Below are 20,328 nucleotides of genomic sequence, written 5' to 3' on the forward strand. Positions count from 1 at the left end.
GTCAGATCGCCTGCGGGCCAACCGCGCCGGGGGCCACCGCGACCGATTTGATCACCGCGAAAACCCGCAGGCCCGGTGCCAGCGACAGCGCCGAGACCGAGCGGCGGGTGATCCGCGCCAGCAGGATCTCTGGTGCCGTCTTATCGCCAGCACCCGGCGCCAGTTGCAGCCGCACCAGCACCGCCGAGCCATCGCCATCCGCCGCGACGATATCCTGGATTTCCGCCTCAAGGATGTTCAGCGCCGAGATCCCCTCGGGCCGGGTGCGGGCCAGCATCACATCACGCGCCAGGATCTGCAGCCGCAGTGCGGCCCCGGCAGGCGCGGTGATCCCCGGCAGCCAAAGCGGCCCGGCCCCGCAATCCAGCCGCGTCAGCCCGTCCTCCTGGCGGTCACTGACCCGCGCCGTGATCAGCGCCCCGGCCTCGCGCTGGCCAAAGCCCCGCGCCCCGGTCGGATCGGCCAGCACCTCATGCGCGGGGCCTGCGATCGTGACCTGCCCGGCTTCCAGCATCACCACCGTCGTCGCCAGCCGCGCCACCTCGGCGGGCGAGTGGCTGACGTAAAGGATCGGCAGCGCGAAAGTGTCGCGCAGCCGTTCCAGATAGGGCAGGATCTCGGCCTTGCGCGCCTCATCCAGCGCGGCGAGGGGCTCGTCCATCAGCAAAAGATCGGGTTCCGACAAAAGCGCGCGGCCAAGCGCGACACGGCTTTTCTCGCCACCCGACAGCAGGCCAGGGCGGCGATCCAGCAAGGCGGCGATGCCCAGCATCTCTATCACCCGGTCAAACTCGGCCCGCCTTGCGGCTTTGGGCGCGAACCAACGGCCATAAAGCAGGTTCTGGCGCACGCTCAGATGCGGGAAAAGCCGGGCATCCTGAAAGACATAGCCGATGCGGCGGCGATGCGGGGCCAGGTTCTGCCGCTGTGCGGCATCAAAAAGCACCCTGTCGCCCAGGGTGATCCGGCCCTGATCGGGGCGCAACAGCCCCGCAACCGCATTCACCACTGTCGTCTTGCCCGAGCCAGAGCGACCAAAGAGCGCCGTCACCCCCTGGGGCGCGTCGAAACGAACATCGAGACTGACGCCGGGGAAGGCATGCTGCAAAGAGACCGAAAGCGTCATCGCCCCGAGATCCTGCGTGCAACCAGCCGCGACACCCATTCCGACAGCAAAAGCGCCGCCATGGCGATGGCAATCGCCACCCAGACCAGCCGCGCCGCCTGGGCCTCGCCGCCCGGCACCTGCAGGAAGGTGTAAATGGCCGAGGGCAGCGTGCGGGTCTGCCCGGCAATGTTGGAAACAAAGGTGATGGTGGCCCCGAACTCACCCATCGCTTTCGCAAAGGCAAGGATCGCGCCGGCGATCACCCCCGGCAGGATCATCGGCAGCGTGACCGTCAGCCAGACCCAGGGCCGGGAGGCGCCCAACGTCGCGCCCGCCTGCTCCAGCTTTGGGTCCACCGCCTCGATGGCAAGGCGCATCGCGCGGACCATCAGCGGAAAGGCCATGATCGCGGCGGCCAGCACCGCGCCCGTCCAGCGAAAGGCAAAGACGATGCCGAACCACTGGTCGAGATATTGCCCCACCGTGCCCTTGCGGCCAAAGGTGATCAGCAGCAGATAGCCCGTCACCACCGGCGGCAGGATCAGCGGCAGATGCACGATCCCGTTCAGGATCTGCTTACCCGGAAACTGCCACCGCGCCAGGGCATGCGCCACCAGAAGCCCCAAAGGCAGCGAGACCAGAACGGCCCAGAACGAGACCCGCAGCGACAGCGCCACTGCGGTCCATTCATCAGGGGATAGCCAGTCGGTCACGCAGCCCGGGCCCTTTTCATCGGTCTCAGTTCAGGATCGCAAAGCCTTCGGCGGCAAAGACCTTGCCCGCCTCTTCGCCCGAAAGCGCCTCATAGAAAGCGCGGTCGGCGGCATCGGCGGCCCCCGTCAGCAGGGCGGCAGGATAGGTGATCGCCTTGTGGCTGTCAGCGGGGAAGGTGCCAACGACCGTCACATTGTCATCGGCCACGGCATCGGTTGCATAGACGATGCCATAGGGGGCCTCGCCCTGGGCGACCAGCGCCAGCGTGGCGCGCACATTGTCCGCCTGGGCGACCGAGGGTTCGACCGCGCTCCAAAGGCCCAGATGCTCCAGCGCGGCCTTGCCATACTGGCCTGCAGGCACGGAATCGACCAGTGCCATCGCCAGCTTCTGATCGCCAAGAAGCGCAGGCAGATCAAAGCCTTCGCCGATCTCGACCGGGGCCGCATCTTTGCCATGCGCCACCAGAACCAGGGTATTGCCCAGAAGATCCTCACGGGTGCCTTCGACGATCAGGCCCTCTTTCTCGACCTCATCCATCCAGTTCACCGCAGCCGAGATGAAGATATCGGCGGGCGCACCCTCGATGATCTGCTTGGCCAGCGCGTTCGAACCGGCGTAGGAAATCACCACCTTATTGCCGGTCTCGGCCTCGAATTTCGCCGCGACCTCATCAAGCGCGTTCTTCATCGAGGCGGCCGCAAAGACCACGACCTCTTCGGCCTGGGCAAGGGCTGGCAGGGCGATGCTGAAAGCGGCGGCGAGTGCTGCGCTGCGCGTGATCAGGGGGCTGTTTTTGGTCAGCGACATGGGATTCCTCCGGCCGATATGTCTTTGCAGACATAAAGACCGCACAACCTGCCAGGGCGCAAGCGGTTATTTCCCGCCCGCCACATCGGCCTGCGGCGCGGCGGGAGGCGCGGCGGGCGCCAGCAGCGCCTCAAGCGCCTGGATCTCCTCTGCGCCTGCGGCACGGGCCTTGCGCTCGATCTCACGAAACAGCGCCAGCACCTCTTCGCCAAGCGGCGTCAGATGCGCGCCCCCGCCGCCAGAGCCGCCCCGGGCCGAGGCAACCAGCGGCCCCTGGAAGGCTGCGTTCAGCTCTTCGACCAGCATCCAGGCGCGCTTATAGCTCATGCTCATGGCGCGGCCCGCCGCCGAGATCGAGCCCGTCTCGCGGATATGTTCCAAAAGCTGGGCCTTGCCAGGACCAACCATCGCATTGTCGAAATAAAGGCGCAGGAAAAAGCGTTTCATCGCCGCAGTTTCCTTTCCCTGCGCCCGCTTCGCAAGAGGTCAGCTGAGATAATGTTCGACCGGGGCCAGTGGTTTTGGCGGCACCTCGCCCAGATGCGGCGCAAGGCTGATCTCACAGGCGCGGCAGATCGCATCCAGCGGCAGCCCGTTGGGGCTGGTGCCGAAAGGATGGCTCAGCTCTTCGGTCACCTCAGCCAGGCCAAGGAACATATAGGCCACCAGCGCGGTGAACAAAGGCGAAAGCCAACCTGTGGTTTCCGCCAGCGCCAGCGGCAGCAAAAGGCAATAAAGCCAGGTCGTGCGATAGATCAGCAGCGAATAGACGTAAGGCAGCGGGCTATTGGCGATCCGCTCTGCCCCGGCCTGCTGCAGGCCCAGATTGGCCATGCGCACCGTCAGGCCGCGGGCACCAAAGCCGTCGATCTCGCCCTTGCGGTAGCTGTCGCTGATGATGTCGGTGATCGCATCCATCGCAGCGCAGGGCGGATGGGTGGCATGGGAGAACTCTGACCCAGGGCCGCTGGCAGGCGGCGGCAGTTTGCGCAGGTTGATTCGGTGGGCATGGATGAACTCGATCGCCAGCCGCAGGATCCGCTGGCGCTTGTCGGGATCGGGGACGAAGGTTTCGACCTCACGCGCGAAGCTGCGCAGATCGGCCAGCAGACCGCCCCAAAGCTTGCGCGCCTCCCACCAGCGGTCATAGGCGGCGGCATTGCGAAAGCCCAGAAACAGCGACAACCCAATCCCGAACACCGTATAGGCGGCGGCGTTCAGATGCGGCACCACGGGCGTCAGGTGGTCCAGCACCACCACGACCAGGGCAAAACAGGCCACGAACAGCACCGAGGGCGCGACCTGGAAAATGATAGAGCCGCGCGTGGCGGTCAAAAGCTGAAACGGAGTGGGTTTGTCGCGGACGATCATCCTGGACAGGACCTTCTGAAGAGGGGTGTGGCCAAAGGCGGCAAGCGTAATCTTGCGCCTGGGTTGGTTGCGCAGGCTCGTGAAGCTTCCACAAGATTTCTTGCTCTGGAAAGCGGAACATGCGTTACTCTGTCGCATCAGACGCGGGCCAGAGCTGCGCCATTTGCCCGTTCTTCTGGCAAAGTCTTCATCTGATGCCAGCCATCTGATGGTCGTCATGCGTCGGATATCGCATCCCGGAACCCGCCGGGACCACCACCGGATCAGGAGCCGCACCATGGGAGGCAATATCACCATCGGACGCGCTGCACGCGAACATGAGGCGCTGATTTCCTCGGCGCTGGAAAAGGGCCAGGCGGCCAGATCCTCAATCGTCGCATCCTGGGCCCGATCCGCGCGGCATGGGCTGGCCCCCTCGGCCGCGGCACTGCGAAGTCAGCGGCTGGACGCCGCCAGCCTTGCGCGTCTGCGCGAAAGGATGGAGCCGGTGACCCGCGCCGCCCGCCCCACGCTGGAGCGGCTGTTTCAGGCGGTGGGCGGTTTTGGCGCCAGTGTGATTCTGGCCAGCCAGGAGGGCCTGCCCTTCGAGCGGCTGGTCAAAGCCTCTGAGGATCAGGATTTCAGCGATGCAGGCCTCGATGCCGGGTCAGACTGGAGCGAAGAGGCGGTCGGAACCAATGGCATAGGCACCTGCCTGGCCGAGGGCCGCGCCGTGGTGATCCACCGTGATCAGCATTATCTGGTGGCAAATACCGCGCTTACCTGCGCCTCGGCCCCGATCTGGGATGCGGGGGGAGAGCTGGTCGCGGTGCTGGATGTCTCAACCGTGCGCAGCGATATCGCCGAGGGCTTTGCCGGTCTGCTCAGCCATTCGGTGCAAGAGGCGGCGCGGCGGATCGAGGCGGATCTGTTCCACGCCCGCTATCCGCTGGCGCGGATGATGCTGGTGCCGGGGGTGGATCGCGGCACGGGTGCGCTTTTGGCGGTGGACGCCGATGAGCTGGTGATCGGTGCCACGCGCATGGCCCGCCAGCATCTGGGGCTAAGCGGTGATCTGGCCAAAAACCCCGTTCCGGCGGCAGACCTTTTGGGTCTGTCCAGCCATCTGCGCCCCGAAGATGGTGAACGCGCCGTAATCAGCCGCGCCATTGCCCGCACCGGGGGCAATATCTCGGCAGCGGCACGGGCGCTTGGCATCAGCCGCGCCACGCTGCACCGCAAGATGGGCCGCGCGGACTGAGATCAGGGCTGGCGGCGGGGCCAAACGCGCAGGGGCGCGGGGGCGAATCGCTTTGGAGACGGCTCAGGCCAGACCGGGCAGATGCAGCAAGGTTCAGGGTGCAGACTGTCTCAGATCTGCGACAGGCTTTGCAGCTGCGGCATGATTTGGGGGGTGACCGGCCCCCCTTCCCCGGCCAGCATTCCCCTATCGTCGCCGGGGAGGGCGACATCAGGAGGAGCTATCATGACCAAACACGAAGAATTCGGCCTTTCGGCCGCGCCGTTCAAAACGCGCTATGACAATTTCATCGGTGGTCAATGGGTCGCGCCGAAAGCCGGGCGCTATATGGAGAATGTCTCGCCCGTCACCGGCGGCGTGATCTGCGAAGTGGCGCGTTCAGACGCCTCGGATATCGAGGCGGCGCTGGATGCCGCCCATGCCGCCCGCCGCGCCTGGGCTGCCACCTCGGCCACCACGCGCTCGAATATCCTTTTGCAGATCGCAGCGCGGATCGAAGAGAATCTGCAGGCCATCGCTGCCGCCGAAACCTGGGACAATGGCAAGCCGCTGCGCGAGACGCTGGCCGCCGATATCCCGCTGGCCGTTGACCACTTCCGCTATTTCGCGGGCGCGATCCGGGCGCAGGAAGGCAGCATCGGCCAGATCGACGATGACACCGTCGCCTATCACTTCCACGAGCCGCTGGGCGTTGTGGGTCAGATCATCCCCTGGAACTTCCCGATCCTGATGGCGGCCTGGAAGCTGGCACCCGCGCTGGCGGCAGGGAATTGCGTGGTGCTGAAGCCGGCCGAGCAGACCCCGGCCTCGATCCTGTTCCTGCTGGGCTTCATCGAGGATCTGCTGCCGCCGGGCGTTTTGAATATCGTGAACGGCACCGGGGCCGAGGCGGGCGCGCCCCTGGCATCCAGCCCGCGCATTGCGAAGATCGCCTTCACCGGATCGACCCCGGTGGGCAAGTCGATCATGCGCGCCGCGGCAGACAATCTGACCAATATCACCCTGGAGCTGGGCGGCAAATCCCCCAACATCTTCTTTGAGGATGTGATGGATGAGGATGACGATTATTTCGACAAGGCCCTGGAAGGCTTCACTCTTTTCGCGCTGAACCAGGGTGAGGTCTGCACCTGCCCAAGCCGTGCCCTGATCCAGGAATCGATCTATGACCGTTTCATGGAGCGGGCGCTGAAACGCGTTGAGGCCATTGTCGCGGGCGACCCGCGCCAGGCGAATACGATGATCGGTGCGCAGGCGTCAAAGCAGCAGTTCGACAAGATCAGCTCTTACCTGGAGCTGGGCCCGAAAGAGGGCGCGAAAGTGCTGACCGGCGGCCAGGCGAACCATTTCAACGGCGACATTGCCAATGGTTTCTACATCCAGCCGACGGTGTTTGAAGGCACCAATAAGATGCGCATCTTCCAGGAGGAAATCTTCGGGCCGGTGGTATCGGTGACGACCTTCAAGACCCAGGACGAGGCGATCGAGATCGCCAATGACACCGTCTTCGGCCTGGGCGCGGGCGTCTGGTCGAGAAACGCGAATACCGCCTATCGCGCGGGCCGCGCGATTGAGGCGGGCCGGGTCTGGACGAATTGCTATCACCTTTACCCGGCGGGCGCGGCCTTTGGCGGCTATAAGCAGTCAGGGATCGGGCGTGAGAACCACAAGATGATGCTGGATCATTATCAGGAAACCAAGAACCTGCTGGTCTCTTACAATCCGAAGAAACTGGGCTTCTTCTGAGCCGTTCTGCCTGCGGGTTACGTTCTGCCTGTGGGCAAGGCCGGGGGAGATGATCTCTCCCCCGGTCCCCCTCTTGTCTTGCCTGACCGATGTTGCAAGCCTGAAAGCCCGCCCGGATCAGATCTGTGGCGGGCGTTTTTGTGGCCAGAGCGTTGCCTGGTGATAGGCCTGCCCCAGGGCCAGAACCGCCGCATCCGCGCCGTGCCGCCCGGCGATCTGCATCCCCATCGGCAAGCCATTCGCGCCAAACCCCACCGGCACCGCCAGCGACGGCAGGCCGATCAGCGAGACCGGGACCACCACCTCCATCCAGCGGTGGTAGGTATCCATTTCCACCCCATTTATCGCTTGCGGATAGCGCCAGCCGACCGGGAAGGGCCAAACCTGCGCCACCGGCATCACCAGCGCGTCAAAGCCCTCCAGCATCTCATGGGCGCGGGCATACCAGCGCGAGCGGATCTTTGACGCCTGCCAAAGCGCCTCGGCCGTGACCGAAGCGCCGCTTTCGATTTCCCATTGCGTTTCGGGCTTTAACTGCTGCCAGTGGGCCGGGTTGCGCATCTCGGCCCCTTTGTTGCCGAAGTTGAGGAAGCTGCGGATCGTGATCCAGGCCTGCCAGAGGTCCGCCACCGGCAGGGGCAGCGAGACGGGCACCACCTCGGCCCCCAGATCCTCCAGCACCCGCAGCCCCGCTTCGCAGGCGGCGATGATGCCGGGCTCGAATTGCAGCTGGCCGCCGAAATCCCCAAACCAGGCAAAGCGCTTGCCTTTCAGATCAGCGGGGGCGGCCCCGACCGCGCCCAGATAGTCCTGTGGAGCCTGGCCGAAGGGGGTCAGCGGGTTCGGCCCGGCCTGGACGCCCAGCAAAAGCGCGATATCGGCGATGTCGCGGGCCATCGGCCCCTCGGTCGCCATGGTGTCGAGGAAGGTCTCATAGCCCGCGTCGGTGGGAACCAGCCCCCAGCTGGGCCGAAAACCGTAAACATTACAGAAGGCTGCCGGATTGCGCAGACTGCCCATCATGTCAGACCCATCCGCCAGCGGCACCATATGTGCCGCCAGCGCCGCCGCCGCACCGCCGGACGAGCCGCCCGCCGTCAGGCCCAGGTCATAGGGGTTGCGCGTGGCGCCAAAGACCGGGTTGAAGCTGTGGCTGCCATGGCCCCATTCGGGCGTATTGGTCTTGCCGATCAGCACCGCCCCCGCACCCCGCATCCGCGAAGCAATCAGGTCATCCGCCTTCGGCACGTGATCGGCGTAAAGCGGCGAGCCGAATGTCGTGCGGATGCCTTTGGTCTGCAGCAGATCCTTCACCGCCAGCGGCAGCCCGAAAAGCGCGCCTTCGGGGGCCTGATCGTCCAGCGCAAGGGCCTCTTCCATGATCTGATCCGGCTCACGCAGTGAGACCACCGCATTCACCTGCGGATTGACCGCTGCGATCTGCGCCAGATGGGCCCCGATCACCTCGGAAGGTTTCACCTCGCGCGTGCGGATCAGGCGCGAAAGCGTCAGGGCGGATTGCGATGTCAGGTCCATGATATATCCGGGGTGCAGCGGGTTTCGCGGCGAAGCTAGCAGAGAGGGGCGCGGACGCGAAAGCCCCCTCACCCAGCGGCAGCCAGCCATGCGAGATGCGCTCTGGATTGCCAGCCTTTGCAGGCGTATATGGGCGCTATGACATATGGCCCTGATCAAAGCGGCCTGCCCTTCATCAAGATGCACGGGGCGGGCAATGATTTCGTGGTGATCGACTCGCGCAGGCGGGCCGGGGCTGTGGTGACGCCTGCGCTGGCGCAGGCGCTTGGGGATCGCAATCGCGGCGTGGGCTTTGACCAGCTGGCCGAGATCCGCCCGGCAGAGGGCGCCGATTTCACGCTGGATTTCTGGAACAGCGACGGCAGCCGCGCCGGAGCCTGCGGCAATGCCACGCGCTGCGTCTCGGATTATGTGATGCGTGATCTGGGCAAGGATGCGGTAACGCTGCTGACCGCCCGTGGCAGCCTGCGGGCAGAGCGCCTGGCGGACGGCCGCGTCACGGTGAATATGGGCCAGCCGCAGCTGGACTGGGCCGAGGTGCCGCTGTCGCATCCGGTTGACACGCTGCATCTGCCGCTGGCGGGGGATCCGGCGGCGGTCGGCATGGGCAATCCGCATTGCGTGTTCTTTGTGCCCGACGCCGGGGCCGCAGATGTCGCCGGGCGCGGGCCCGAAATTGAGCATGATCCCCTGTTCCCGCAGCGCACCAATGTCGAATTTGCCAGCCTGACCGCGCCAGACCGCCTGCGCATGCGGGTGTGGGAGCGCGGCGCAGGCATCACCCTGGCCTGCGGCTCTGGCGCCTGTGCGACGGCGGTGGCGGCGCATCTGCGCGGGCTGACGGGGCGGCGCGTGACGCTGGATCTGGATGGCGGTGTGCTGGAAATCGACTGGCGCGAGGATGGCGTCTGGATGACCGGACCCGTGGCTTTGGTATTCGAAGGCCAGCTTTCAGCGGCATTCCTGGCCGGGGTATCGGGCACAATTGCAGAGGCGGATGCGATATGAATGCCGTCACGCCTCCGGTCTTTGCCACGCTGGGCTGCCGTCTGAATGCCTATGAAACCGAGGCGATGAAAGAGCTGGCGGCCCAGGCAGGCGTGGCGGGCGCGGTGGTTGTGAACACCTGTGCGGTTACCGCCGAGGCGGTGCGCAAAGCCAAGCAGGAAATCCGCCGCCTGGCGCGGGAAAACCCCGGTGCGCCTGTGATCGTCACCGGCTGCGCGGCCCAGACCGAGCCTGAAACCTTCGCCGCCATGCCCGAGGTCACCAGGGTCATCGGCAATCACGAAAAGATGCAGGCCGAGACATGGACCAGCCTGCGTGCCCCCGATCTGATCGGCGTCACCGAGAAAACGCTGGTCAATGATATCATGTCGGTCAAAGAGACCGCAGGCCATCTGATCGACGGTTTTGGCCGCCACCGCGCCTATGTCCAGGTGCAGAATGGCTGCGATCACCGCTGCACATTCTGCATCATCCCTTATGGGCGGGGCAATTCGCGGTCTGTCCCGGCGGGGGTGGTGATCGAGCAGATCAAACGTCTGGTAGACAAGGGTTTTCAGGAAGTTGTGCTGACCGGGGTCGATCTGACCTCATGGGGGGCAGACCTGCCTGCCACGCCTCGGCTGGGCGATCTGGTGATGCGGATCCTGCGGCTGGTGCCGGATCTGGCGCGGCTGCGCATCTCTTCCATCGACAGTATCGAAGCCGATGAAAACCTGATGCAGGCGATCGCCACAGAGCCGCGCCTGATGCCGCATCTGCATCTGTCGCTGCAGGCGGGCGATGACATGATCCTGAAACGGATGAAGCGCCGCCACCTGCGCGATGATGCGATCCGTTTTTGCGAAGAGGCCCGCAACCTGCGCCCCGATCTGATCTTTGGCGCCGATATCATCGCGGGCTTCCCGACCGAAACCGAAGAGATGTTCGCAAACAGCCTGAAACTGGTCGAAGACTGCGGTCTGACCTTCCTGCATGTCTTCCCCTACAGCCCCCGCAAGGGCACTCCGGCGGCCCGCATGCCCCAGGTCAAAGGCCCCGCCATCCGCGAACGCGCCGCAAGGCTGCGGGCAGCAGGCGACCTGGCGCTGGCGCGCCATCTGCAAAGCCAGCAGGGTGCCTTGCATCAGGTGCTGACCGAGGGGCCCCTGCTTGGGCGGACCGGGCAATTCACCGAAGTCACCTTCGCCACCCCACAGCCAGAGGGGCAGATCATCCCCGCCCGTATCACCGGGAAGGATGGTCAAAAGCTGATCGCAACCGCGTTGTAGGCTTTGCGCCGGGCTGAGCGTTTCCCCGAGGTGCGTGTTTCGCAGCGGGGTGTTCGCGGCGGGGAGTTTTGCGGCGGGGTGTTCGCGGGGGCGAGTTGGCGCAGGTTACCCCCTGAGGCCACAGGTTTCCGGCCTTTCACGGGTCAGGATTTCCTGACAATTTCACATTCGTGCTGGGCAATATCACGGGGTTGTGAGAGTTAACACCTGATGAAAAGAAGGTGTGCAGTTCCATGACAAATACCAATCTGACCCTGCCCTCCCGCCCATTGCGGATGACGCCGGGGGCCGTTGCCCGCCCCATCGGCGCGATCTTTGGCACGCTGGTAATGCTGGCGCTGTCGGCCTTTTTCCTGGTCTGGCAAGGCCCTGACCTCTGGCGCGACTGGCAGATCAGCCAAAATCCGGTCCTCGCGGACAGAAGTGACGTAAGCAATGGCAAATGCACGGCCCGCAAGGGCGTCCTGACCGATTGCGAAGCCCATGTCAGCTATGACTACCAGGGACAGCATTACGAATCTGACGTTAAACTGCTGTTCGTCGATATGCATGCCGGGGATTATGAGGTCGATGTGGTGATCTCGGCCGACAAGCCGCATCTGGCGACGCTGACGCTGGGGCTTGAAAAGCTGAACAACCGCCTGATCATGATTGCGATCATCGTGCTTGGCTTCTTCGCGGGCGGCATCGCCCTGCTGCGCCCGATGCTGCGGGCCGGAACGGCCTCGCGCATCCTGGCGCAAGAGGCGCCAATGACGCTGGTTCCGGTCGAAATCGTCAACGCGCATACGACGCGGGGCACGACCCAGATCAGCTATAAGGACAAAGAGATCTCGAACAGGGTGCTGGCCGCGAATTTCGCCGCCGGGGAAGAACCGCTGATGGTCTGGGGGCCAAATGGCGAAGGTCATGGCCTGGCGGTGCGCAGCAGCATCAAACCCTTCGCGGGCCTGCTGGATCAAAAGCTGACCCGGATCAGCCTGACCGATCAGGAACGCCGCGACGCGCTGGCGCAGCTGGAAAAAGACCAGCCCTCTTCCGATCAGCCCAGCGAAAGCGGCCCGGCTGAAAAGGCCAGCTGGGGCATCCTGCGCAAGCTTCGCGCCGCGCTTGGCATTGCCCTGCTGGTGGTGATCGGGATTGGTTGTTTCTGGATCTGGTATGTGACCAGCGCCGATAACCGCTATAACAGCCTCGGCATGGAGATTAACGCAGCCCTGCCAGAGGCGCTGAACAAATGGGGCTGTGAACAGCTTGAAAAGCGGTTCGGCGATCAGCCTGCGCCCCATGGCTGCACCGCGGCCGATTTTACCAGCTGGAAATAACCTGCGAACCGTGCCCGGAGGCTGCCTTACGGCATCCGGGCACGGGCTTTCCTGCCCCGCTCAGGTTTTGACGTTCATCAGGCTTTGATGTTCAGACCTTGCGGATCGTGTCGCCGGGCTGCAGCTTTGGCTCGAACTCGATCACCTCGCCGCCGATCACCCCGCTGTGGCGCTTGCCCGCGATGATCTCGGCCGCAGCCACCCCGGTTTCCAGACGGCAGGCATCCATGGTCGCCAGGCGGCGCGGCAGACCATCCAGCAGCTCAACCCCGTTGAAGCCCGCCAGCCCGATCCGGCCCGGCACATCCAGCCCCTGCTCCAGGCACCACAAAAGCCCGCCTGCCCCAATCATATCGTTGGAATAATAAAGAAAATCGACGTCAGGACGGCGCTTCAGCAGCGCCTCGGTCATCTCGCGGCCCTTGGCCAGCGCCGAGCCACCCGAGTAGAACTCGCGGTCGACCAGCGACAGACCTGCTGCCGCCAGCGCCTCTTCGAACCCTTCCAGACGCTTGCGGGCGCGGTGGTCATTCGTGGGCATATGGGTGCCCAGAAAGGCGATCTTGCGATAGCCCGCGGCGACAATCGCCTCGGCCATCTTGCGCCCGGCACGACGATGCGAAATGCCCACCATGCTGTCGACGGGCGTGCCGTCAATATCCATGATCTCGACAATCGGCACCCCGGCCTGGGCCAGCATCGCCCGCGCCGCCTCGCTATGCTCCAGCCCGGCCACGATCAGCCCCGAGGGCCGCCAGGACAGCATCTCATAGATCACCTGCTCTTCGCGCTCGGACTGATAGTTCGAGACGCCCACCACCGGCTGCAGCCCGGTATCCTCAAGCGTTTTCGAGATCCCGGTCATCACCTCGGGGAAGACCATATTCGACAAGGACGGGATCACCACGCCCACCAGATTGACCCGCTGACTGGCCAGGGCCCCGGCGATTTTATTCGGCACATAGCCCAGCCGCCGCGCCGCCTCGAGCACCTTCTCGCGCGTCGCCTCAGAGACATCACCACGATTGCGCAGCACCCGGCTGACCGTCATCTCGCTGACGCCCGAGGCCTCGGAGACGTCACGAAGCGTTAATGTGCGGTGCGGTTCCGGGATGGGTGGCTTTGTCACGAGAGATCCTGTCAGGCGAAGAGTCGGGCGGGGAAATGACATGCTGCTAACGGTTTCCTGATTGTTAGCGCCAAAGGGGGGGCTTGAACAGGCGGTTTTCCCAGGCTAATGATAGCGCTAACAGTGCAAGCTGTGATCTCGGTTGCCGTGGCAGATTCTCTTTGCACGGCACAGGGTATCAAAAGAGGGGGCGGTGGGCCAAATTCGCCCCCTCTTTCACACCCGAGACAAATATCACCACAGATCAATAGGTTGGCGGGCTAATCGCCCAGATCACCACCGTCTCACCGGGGCCCGGATTGCGGTAGCGATGCGGCTCTGCCGAGGCGAAGGAAAAGCTGTCGCCTGCCTTCAGGTGAAAGCTGCGGCTGCCGACCCAAAGATCCAGCTGGCCCGATAAAATCAGCCCGACCTCGTCACCCTCATGGCTATAGGCGTCCTGCGCCTCGCCGCCCGGCGGAAAGACCGAGCGGATCATCTCAAGCGCCATCGACAGTTTCGGCGTCAGAAGCTCGTCCACCGTGCCGCCCTGATAGCTGATGCGCTGGCGGTTGGCGGCGCGGATCACATAGCCGTTTTCCTCGGGCGGGACGGGCTGCTTCTCTCCCGCGAAGAACCATTGCACCGTCACGCCAAGCGCCTGCGCAACTGAGATCAGCGCGTTGATCGAGGGCTCGGCCAGGTCGCGCTCGATCTGGCTGAGATAGCCGATCGACAGCCCCGCCCCATCGGCCAGCTGCGCCAGGGTCATCCGCCGGCGCTTGCGCAATTCGCGCAGCCGCTGGCCCAGGATGGCCCCCTCTGGCACCTGCCCGGCGGCATCCGCCTGCTCTTCGCTGTCAAAGCCGCGCACCAGTGCCCCCTGTGCCCCCCCCGCATTCACCCCCAGGATAGCCGCGTCACAGCATCGCCCGCCAGTAAAAAAACATATTGATTTTTTTACTGGCTCTGCCACGACTGTGGCGAACAGCCCACCGATCGGCCACCCATCCAGCCACCCTGACCCCAGGCAGCCCCCATGACGCAACCGCTTTTCCCGCATCTGTTTCAGCCGCTGACCATTCGCGGCCATGTGATCCGCAACCGGATCATGTCCAGCGGCCATGACACCTGCCTGCCAGAGCACGGCCTGATCAATGAGGCCTATATCGCCTATCAGGAGGCCCGCGCCAAAGGCGGAACCGGGCTGATCGTCACCCAGGTCGCGGGCGTGCATGAGACGGCGCGCTATACCTCGCATCTGATCATGGCGACCTCGGATGACTGCATCCCCGGCTATGCCGAGCTGGCCCGGCGCTGCCATGCGCATGGCGCGGTGGTGATCTCGCAGCTGTTCCATCCGGGCCGCGAGATCATGGAAAGCGCCGATGGCATGCTGGCGGTGGCTTACTCTGCCTCGGCCACCCCGAATGAGCGGTTTCGCAACATGCCCCGCCAGATGGATCGCGCGATGATCGCCGAGGTGACGGCGGGCTATGCGGCGGCGGCGCGGCGCATGTATCAGGCCGGGATGAACGGGGTCGAGCTGGTGGCCTCACACGGCTATCTGCCGGCGCAGTTTCTGAACCCGCGCGTCAATCACCGCCAGGATGAATATGGCGGATCGGATGCCAACCGCCTGAAATTCATGGAAGATATTCTTGACGCGATGCGGGCGGCGACCTCGGATGATTTCATCATCGGGCTGCGCATTTCCTCGACCGAAAAGGATGAGGCGGGGCTGACCCGCGCCGAGACGCTGGCTGCGACAAAGGCGCTTGGGGCGCGGATCGACTATGTCTCGGTCACCATCGGCACCTCGGCCAGCCTGGGCGGCGCGGTGCATATCGCGCCGCCCATGGCCTTTCCCGCCGCCTATACCGCGCCCGAGGCCCGCGCCTTCCGCGACGTGCTTGAGGTGCCGGTTTTCATCGTCGGCCGCATCAACCAGCCCCAGGAGGCCGAGCAGATCATCGCCCGTGGCGAGGCCGATATCTGCGGCATGACACGGGCGCTGATCTGCGACCCCGAGATGCCCGGCCTCGCCCAGGCGGGCCGTTTTGACGATATCCGCGCCTGTATCGGCTGCAACCAGGCCTGCATTCATCACTTTCACCGGGGTCTGCCGATCTCTTGCATCCAGCACCCTGAAACCGGGCGCGAGACCCTCTTCCCCAGCCACCCCGCCACCACAAAACCGCGCCGCATCATGGTGATCGGCGGCGGTCCCGCCGGGCTGAAGGCCGCCGCCGTCGCCGCCGGGCGCGGGCATGAGGTCACGCTGTTTGAGGCCGGGGCGCGGCTGGGCGGCCAGGCGGCCCTGGCGCAGCTTTTGCCCGGGCGCAGCGAATTTGGCGGCATCGTCACCAATCTGACCCGCGAATGCGAGCGCGCAGGCGTCACCATCCGCCGCAACAGCCGCGTCGATCTGGCGGTCTTACGTGACTTTGCGCCCGATGCGGTGGTGCTGGCCAGCGGCGCCACGCCCTATCTGGCCCCGTTTGAGACCGATGGCGAGATGCAGGTCACCTCGGCCTGGGCGGTGCTGCAGCGCCAGGTGAAGGTGGGTGCAAGGGTGGTGGTTTGCGACTGGCGCTCTGACTGGATCGGGCCGGGGATTGCCGAACTTCTGGCACGAGAGGGCAGCCGCGTCGATCTGGCGGTGAACGGGCTTTACATGGGCGAGGCGCTGCCCTTCTACGTCCGCGATGCCACCGCAGGGGCGCTGCATCGGCTGGGGGTGCAGGTCACGCCCTATGCGCGGCTGGTCGGCACCTTTGGCGATACGGTTTTCCTGCAGCACAGCGCCTCGGAGCTGCCGATAGAGATTGAGGGCGTTGATACTCTGGTGCTTTCAACCGGGCATCTGCCCTTTGACGGGCTGCGCGAGGAGATCGCCTCGCTTGGCATCGAATGCCATGCCATCGGCGACTGCCAGACCCCGCGCACCGCCGAAGAGGCGGTTTATGAGGGGATGCTGGCGGGCCGGGCGCTTTGACCGCCGGGCCTGCCCCCCTCAGACCCGGCGCGAAAACAGGATCAGCGCGATCAGATACAGCCCGCCCAGGAACCCGGTGGTCAGCCCGATCGGCATCGCCAGACCAAAGGGCGCGTTCTGGCCGATCAGATCGGCGGCCATCAGCAAAACCGCCCCCGCCAGCGCCCCGCTGATCAGCGGCACATCGGGCGAGCGCGTCAGCCCCCGCGCCAGTTGCGGCCCGGCCAGCGCCACAAAGGCAATCGGCCCCGCCGAGGCCACCGCAACCGAGGTCAGCCCGACCGAGGCCAGCACCAGCACCAGCCGCGCCCGCCCGGTGTGAACCCCCAGCTGGCGGGCCATATCCTCGCCCATCTCCATCACCATCAGCTGCCGCCCATTGGCCAGCACCAGCGGCGCAAACAGCAAAACCCCGGTCAATGCGGTCAGCACATGGCTCCAGTCCCGGGCCGCAAGCGAGCCTGCCAGCCAGATCTGCGCCGACATCGCGCGCTCCAGATCGCCGGTCACCATCAATAGCGTGTTCAGCCCCGACATCAGCGCCCCCATGCCAATGCCGATCAGGATCAGGCGATAGCCGCCCGCGGTGCCACCCCCACCAGGGCCGCTTCCTGGCCGATGCGACAGGGCCAGCACCACCAGCGCCGTCATCACGCCAGAGGCCACCGCCGCCAGCGCCGTCTGCACTGGCCCAGCGTTGAAGAGGATGATCTGGGCAATCGCCCCCGTCGCCGCCCCGGTGGTGAAACCGATAATATCGGGCGAGCCAAGCGCATTGCGCGACAGCGACTGAAAGACCGCCCCCGCCAGCCCAAGCGCCGCGCCAACCAGGGCGGCGGTGATCAGCCTCGGCAACCGGATCTGGGTGATCAGGCGATTGGTCACAGGCGGCTCGGCCATGCCGCGCAGGCCGGACAGCACCTCTGCGGGCGAAAGGCGCACCTTGCCACTGGCCAGCAAAAACACCGCCAGCACCGCGCCAACCGCAATCAGGCAAAGACAGACCGCCACCGCCCGCCTGCGCCACAGGAAACTGACCTGCCACAGTCGCAGCACCTGCTGGCCCGGTCTGGTCTGGCCTGCTTTGGTCCGGCCTGCTTTGGTCTGGGCTTCTGTGGTCTGGCCGGGCCTGACCTGCCCGGATCTGACCTGCCCGGATCTGGTATCGCCGCCGCTCACAGCTGCGCCATCCGAAAGCGGCGGACCACATGGATAAAGAACGGCCCGCCAAGGATCGCTGCCACGATCCCCGCCGCCAGCTCAGAGGGCGGCACCACCACCCGCCCCAGAATATCGGCCGCCAGCAGGATCCCCGCCCCGAACAGCGCCGCCAGCGGCAAAAGACGGCGATTGTCCGGCCCGCTGATCGCCCGCGCGAAATGCGGCGCAACCAGGCCCACGAAAGCAATCGGCCCGGCGCAGGCGGTCGCCGCCCCCGCCAGAACCATCACCGCAAGGCAGGATAGCGCCCAGACCGGGCCAGGCCGCAGCCCAAGCGCCAGCCCCATGCTGACCCCCATCGCCAGCGCGTTCAGGTCACGCGTCAGGATCAGCGCCAGCCCGCCGCCAAAGGCCAGCGCCACCGCCATCACCAGCGCGACACCAGCGCCCCGCCCCTCAAGCATGCCCGAGCCCCAGTTGCGGAAAACATCCAGCACCTCAAGCCGCGCATTCAGGATCACAAAGCCTGTGGCCGCCCCCAACAGGACCGAAAGCCCGGCCCCCGCCAGCACCAGACGCACCGGATCGGTGCCAGATCCCGTGCCCTCGCCATGCACCCGGCCCAGCACGAAAACCGCCACCCCGGCAAGGCCCGCACCCAGAAAGCCCAGCCAGACATATTGCGTGACATCGGTCAGCCCAAAGGCCGAGGCCCCCAGCACCACCGCCATCGCCGCCCCTGCATTGACCCCCAAAAGCCCGGGCTCGGCCAGCGGATTGCGGGTCACGGCCTGCATCACACCCCCCGCCAGCCCAAGCGCCGCGCCCGCACTTAATGCCAGCAGGGTGCGCGGCAGCCGCAGTTCCCGCAGGATCAGATGCAGGTCATTTGTGGGATCATAGGCGGTGAAGGCACGCATCACCTCGGGCAGCGGCACCGATCTTGAGCCTATGGCCAGGCTGATCAGCGACAAAAGCAACAAAAGCACCAGGCCGGACAGGCAAAGCCGCCACAGGCCCGCGCCCTGCCTGCGAAACTGCGCCTCTCTGCCCGCAAGACCTTGTTTCATTTGATGAAATATGGCGATACCGTGTTCAGGATATCCAGCCCGGAATAGTAATCCACCCGGAACGAAGTTGGCCCCAGCGGCCAGACCTGCCCCGCTTTGACCGCGGGCAGATTGGCCAGCACCGGATCGGCCATAAAGGCCGCGACGCTTTCTTCGGTGCCGTTCAGGAGGAACACCCCCTCGCCCGCAATCGCCGCCGCCAGGTTCTCATGCGAGACAAAGTCGAAATCAGACGAACGCTCTGCCGCGCCTGCCAGCGCCTCGGGCAGGCCCGAGACGGTAAAGCCCAGCTCTGCCAGCAGTTTCGCCTGCGGGCTGGTCGGTTTCGACACCGCATAGGTGCCGCTGAAATTATAGGACACCACCGAGACCGTGCCCGCCGGGACCGTCAGCTTTTGCGCAACCGCCTGCGCCTGATCGGCGAAATCGCGGATCACCTTTTCCGCCCCCGCCTCATGCCCGGTGGCGCGGCCCAGCTGGCGGGCCAGATCCTCCCAGGACCCGCTGGAGTAATCCAGCACCAGCACCTTCAGCCCCTGGGCCTGCAGCGCCGGAACAAAGGGCAGGATCGCATCACCCCCGGTCGCCGAGGCGATCACCAGGTCGGGATCTGCAAGGATCACCGTCTCAATGTCGAAGGTCAGGTTCGGGTAAAGAGGCTCGACGCCCTGGGCATCGGCCTCGGCGGCCCATTGCAGGAAATAGCCCTTGTCATCGGTCAGCGGCCCGATCAGCGCGGTCGAGGTCGATTTCACCGGCGCCCCGATGGCCAGCAGGATCCCGGTCAGGCTGGGCGCGGTCGAGGCGATGTTTTGCGGTGGCGCCTCTATCACAACCTCGCCCAAAGGGTCGGTCAGGCTGCGGGGCCAGCCCTCACCTGCGGCATCCTGACCCTGTGCGGCCAGCGGCATCAAAAGGGCAGCACCCAACGAGATCATGCGCAACATATTGAACCCTCGTGACAATTATACAGGCAGATCCACGTCGCCCAGATCCTCAATGGTCAGCCCCTGGGCCCGCAGCGCCTCATATTCGGCAAGCCTTGCACGGTCGAGATCAGAGCTGCTCATGCCCTTTTTCCAATAGCCCAGCACCTGCATCGCGTCACGCGTCACGCCCTGGCTGCGCAGATGATTGCGCAGATCGCGCATCTCGACCCGCTCGCCCGCGGCCCAGACCGTCCAGTCTTGCGGCTGCGGCAGCGCCTTTGCGGCGGCCAGCAGGCTTTGCGTGGTGCCCGCGCCAACCCCCGCCGGGCGGGCGATCAGATGCAGGGTCACCCCTTCGGGCTGCGGCAGTTCGGCAAAGGCGGCGGGGTCGGGCGTCTCGATCCAGGCCTCACCGATCAGGCCCTGCGGCCAGGCTTTCAGAATGGCGTAAACCGCCGGGATCGCCGTCTCATCGGCGAAAATAGCCGCCTTCCTGTCGCCCGAGGGCTGCGGAATGAAATGCTGGCGCGGCCCGATCATCGGCAGGATGGTGCCCGGACGCGCCGCCTTCAGCCAGCGCATCGCGGGGCTGTCATCCTCATGCAGCACGAAATCAATCTCGATCTGGCTGGTCACCGGATCAAAGGCGCGGATCGTATAGACCCGCACCACCGGCCGCTGGCCCGGCGGCTCCTCAACCGCGATGCGCACCGCCTGATTGGGCGGGCTCCAGGGCGCGGGATCCTGCGGTGCGATCCGGCCCGTGACCCTGGCGACCGAGGCAAAGGGATAGGTGATCGAGACGACCTCCATCCCGATACGCTCCATTCCGCGCATGTGATCGTCTTCTTCGAGAATCCCGTTGCGATCCTCGACCGACTCGCTGTTGCTGACCGACATGCGCATCCGCCTCCAAATTCCACTGCCCTTATGGTCCGG

The 20,328-nt window shown here is 65.2% G+C and carries 18 protein-coding genes; 6 read left to right on the plus strand and 12 right to left on the minus strand.

Annotated elements, in window-relative coordinates:
* Position 1: 1 nt before the first annotated feature.
* The 5 genes from modC to HOY34_RS02150 all read right to left on the minus strand — a co-directional run bounded on the left by modC (position 2) and on the right by HOY34_RS02150 (position 4,003).
* Positions 2-1,126, minus strand: coding sequence for a molybdenum ABC transporter ATP-binding protein (gene modC, locus HOY34_RS02130; protein ID WP_172359684.1), 1,125 nt, complete (start codon positions 1,124-1,126; stop codon positions 2-4).
* Positions 1,123-1,821 carry a molybdate ABC transporter permease subunit gene (gene modB / locus HOY34_RS02135; RefSeq protein ID WP_172359685.1) on the minus strand — a complete coding sequence of 233 codons (699 nt, stop codon included), beginning with the start codon at positions 1,819-1,821 and terminating at the stop codon, positions 1,123-1,125. Before modB ends, modC begins: the two co-directional genes overlap by 4 nt.
* Positions 1,822-1,846: 25 nt before the next feature.
* Complete coding sequence (modA, locus tag HOY34_RS02140; protein ID WP_172359686.1) at positions 1,847-2,632, minus strand: molybdate ABC transporter substrate-binding protein; 786 nt, start codon at positions 2,630-2,632, stop codon at positions 1,847-1,849.
* Between the two features lie 66 nt (positions 2,633-2,698).
* Positions 2,699-3,079, minus strand: coding sequence for a winged helix-turn-helix domain-containing protein (locus tag HOY34_RS02145; RefSeq protein WP_253944146.1), 381 nt, complete (start codon positions 3,077-3,079; stop codon positions 2,699-2,701).
* 39 nt (positions 3,080-3,118) lie between these two features.
* A complete protein-coding gene (locus HOY34_RS02150; RefSeq protein WP_172359687.1) occupies positions 3,119-4,003 on the minus strand; it encodes a bestrophin family protein in 885 nt (294 codons plus the stop codon).
* 277 nt (positions 4,004-4,280) lie between these two features.
* On the opposite strand from HOY34_RS02150, the gene HOY34_RS02155 reads away from it, so the two are divergent.
* Positions 4,281-5,243: a helix-turn-helix domain-containing protein gene (locus HOY34_RS02155; RefSeq protein ID WP_172359688.1), complete on the plus strand. Its 963-nt coding sequence runs from the start codon at positions 4,281-4,283 to the stop codon at positions 5,241-5,243.
* Between the two features lie 225 nt (positions 5,244-5,468).
* Positions 5,469-6,986, plus strand: a complete 1,518-nt coding sequence (gene exaC, locus HOY34_RS02160) for an acetaldehyde dehydrogenase ExaC (protein WP_172359689.1) — start codon at positions 5,469-5,471, stop codon at positions 6,984-6,986.
* 117 nt (positions 6,987-7,103) lie between these two features.
* On the opposite strand, the gene HOY34_RS02165 is transcribed toward exaC, so the two are convergent.
* Positions 7,104-8,522 (minus strand): amidase, encoded by a 1,419-nt coding sequence (locus tag HOY34_RS02165; protein ID WP_172359690.1) that lies wholly within the window; start codon positions 8,520-8,522, stop codon positions 7,104-7,106.
* Positions 8,523-8,660: 138 nt separating this feature from the next.
* Between HOY34_RS02165 and dapF the strand changes: the two genes are divergently transcribed.
* The 3 genes from dapF to HOY34_RS02180 all read left to right on the plus strand — a co-directional run bounded on the left by dapF (position 8,661) and on the right by HOY34_RS02180 (position 12,123).
* Positions 8,661-9,530: a diaminopimelate epimerase gene (gene dapF / locus HOY34_RS02170; protein ID WP_172359691.1), complete on the plus strand. Its 870-nt coding sequence runs from the start codon at positions 8,661-8,663 to the stop codon at positions 9,528-9,530.
* Positions 9,527-10,798, plus strand: a complete 1,272-nt coding sequence (mtaB, locus tag HOY34_RS02175) for a tRNA (N(6)-L-threonylcarbamoyladenosine(37)-C(2))-methylthiotransferase MtaB (protein ID WP_172359692.1) — start codon at positions 9,527-9,529, stop codon at positions 10,796-10,798. The genes dapF and mtaB overlap by 4 nt, the downstream gene beginning before the upstream one ends.
* 233 nt (positions 10,799-11,031) lie before the next feature.
* On the plus strand, positions 11,032-12,123 hold the full coding sequence (locus tag HOY34_RS02180; RefSeq protein WP_172359693.1) for a hypothetical protein: 1,092 nt from the start codon (positions 11,032-11,034) through the stop codon (positions 12,121-12,123).
* A 91-nt stretch (positions 12,124-12,214) separates the two neighbouring features.
* Here the strand turns inward: HOY34_RS02180 and HOY34_RS02185 are convergent, their stop codons facing one another.
* Together HOY34_RS02185 and HOY34_RS02190 are read right to left on the minus strand one after the other, a co-directional pair.
* Positions 12,215-13,252, minus strand: coding sequence for a LacI family DNA-binding transcriptional regulator (locus tag HOY34_RS02185; protein ID WP_366926897.1), 1,038 nt, complete (start codon positions 13,250-13,252; stop codon positions 12,215-12,217).
* Positions 13,253-13,496: 244 nt separating this feature from the next.
* Positions 13,497-14,105, minus strand: a complete 609-nt coding sequence (locus HOY34_RS02190) for a helix-turn-helix domain-containing protein (RefSeq protein WP_366926898.1) — start codon at positions 14,103-14,105, stop codon at positions 13,497-13,499.
* Between the two features lie 165 nt (positions 14,106-14,270).
* Between HOY34_RS02190 and HOY34_RS02195 the strand changes: the two genes are divergently transcribed.
* Positions 14,271-16,229, plus strand: coding sequence for an oxidoreductase (locus HOY34_RS02195; RefSeq protein ID WP_172359696.1), 1,959 nt, complete (start codon positions 14,271-14,273; stop codon positions 16,227-16,229).
* Positions 16,230-16,247: 18 nt separating this feature from the next.
* On the opposite strand, the gene HOY34_RS02200 is transcribed toward HOY34_RS02195, so the two are convergent.
* The 4 genes from HOY34_RS02200 to HOY34_RS02215 are packed head-to-tail and all read right to left on the minus strand — an operon-like array spanning position 16,248 to position 20,289.
* On the minus strand, positions 16,248-17,408 hold the full coding sequence (locus HOY34_RS02200) for a FecCD family ABC transporter permease (RefSeq protein ID WP_366926899.1): 1,161 nt from the start codon (positions 17,406-17,408) through the stop codon (positions 16,248-16,250).
* On the minus strand, positions 17,405-18,460 hold the full coding sequence (locus tag HOY34_RS02205; RefSeq protein WP_172359697.1) for a FecCD family ABC transporter permease: 1,056 nt from the start codon (positions 18,458-18,460) through the stop codon (positions 17,405-17,407). Before HOY34_RS02205 ends, HOY34_RS02200 begins: the two co-directional genes overlap by 4 nt.
* Entirely contained in the window at positions 18,457-19,407 is a 951-nt protein-coding gene (fepB, locus tag HOY34_RS02210) for a Fe2+-enterobactin ABC transporter substrate-binding protein (RefSeq protein ID WP_172359698.1), read from the minus strand. The genes HOY34_RS02205 and fepB overlap by 4 nt, the downstream gene beginning before the upstream one ends.
* Positions 19,408-19,425: 18 nt before the next feature.
* Positions 19,426-20,289: a siderophore-interacting protein gene (locus tag HOY34_RS02215; RefSeq protein WP_216654615.1), complete on the minus strand. Its 864-nt coding sequence runs from the start codon at positions 20,287-20,289 to the stop codon at positions 19,426-19,428.
* Between the last annotated feature and the right edge of the window lie 39 nt (positions 20,290-20,328).

The sequence above is a fragment of the Pseudogemmobacter hezensis genome (assembly GCF_013155295.1).
Lineage (GTDB): Bacteria > Pseudomonadota > Alphaproteobacteria > Rhodobacterales > Rhodobacteraceae > Pseudogemmobacter > Pseudogemmobacter hezensis.

Coding starts and splice junctions, on each gene's coding strand:
- fepB (WP_172359698.1), bottom strand. CDS start 19,407: ATGTTGCGCATGATCTCGTTGGGTGCTGCCCTTTTGATGCCGCTGGCC.
- HOY34_RS02150 (WP_172359687.1), bottom strand. CDS start 4,003: ATGATCGTCCGCGACAAACCCACTCCGTTTCAGCTTTTGACCGCCACG.
- HOY34_RS02195 (WP_172359696.1), top strand. CDS start 14,271: ATGACGCAACCGCTTTTCCCGCATCTGTTTCAGCCGCTGACCATTCGC.
- exaC (WP_172359689.1), top strand. CDS start 5,469: ATGACCAAACACGAAGAATTCGGCCTTTCGGCCGCGCCGTTCAAAACG.
- mtaB (WP_172359692.1), top strand. CDS start 9,527: ATGAATGCCGTCACGCCTCCGGTCTTTGCCACGCTGGGCTGCCGTCTG.
- HOY34_RS02205 (WP_172359697.1), bottom strand. CDS start 18,460: ATGAAACAAGGTCTTGCGGGCAGAGAGGCGCAGTTTCGCAGGCAGGGC.
- HOY34_RS02165 (WP_172359690.1), bottom strand. CDS start 8,522: ATGGACCTGACATCGCAATCCGCCCTGACGCTTTCGCGCCTGATCCGC.
- modC (WP_172359684.1), bottom strand. CDS start 1,126: ATGACGCTTTCGGTCTCTTTGCAGCATGCCTTCCCCGGCGTCAGTCTC.
- HOY34_RS02145 (WP_253944146.1), bottom strand. CDS start 3,079: ATGAAACGCTTTTTCCTGCGCCTTTATTTCGACAATGCGATGGTTGGT.
- HOY34_RS02215 (WP_216654615.1), bottom strand. CDS start 20,289: ATGTCGGTCAGCAACAGCGAGTCGGTCGAGGATCGCAACGGGATTCTC.
- dapF (WP_172359691.1), top strand. CDS start 8,661: ATGACATATGGCCCTGATCAAAGCGGCCTGCCCTTCATCAAGATGCAC.
- HOY34_RS02155 (WP_172359688.1), top strand. CDS start 4,281: ATGGGAGGCAATATCACCATCGGACGCGCTGCACGCGAACATGAGGCG.
- modA (WP_172359686.1), bottom strand. CDS start 2,632: ATGTCGCTGACCAAAAACAGCCCCCTGATCACGCGCAGCGCAGCACTC.
- HOY34_RS02180 (WP_172359693.1), top strand. CDS start 11,032: ATGACAAATACCAATCTGACCCTGCCCTCCCGCCCATTGCGGATGACG.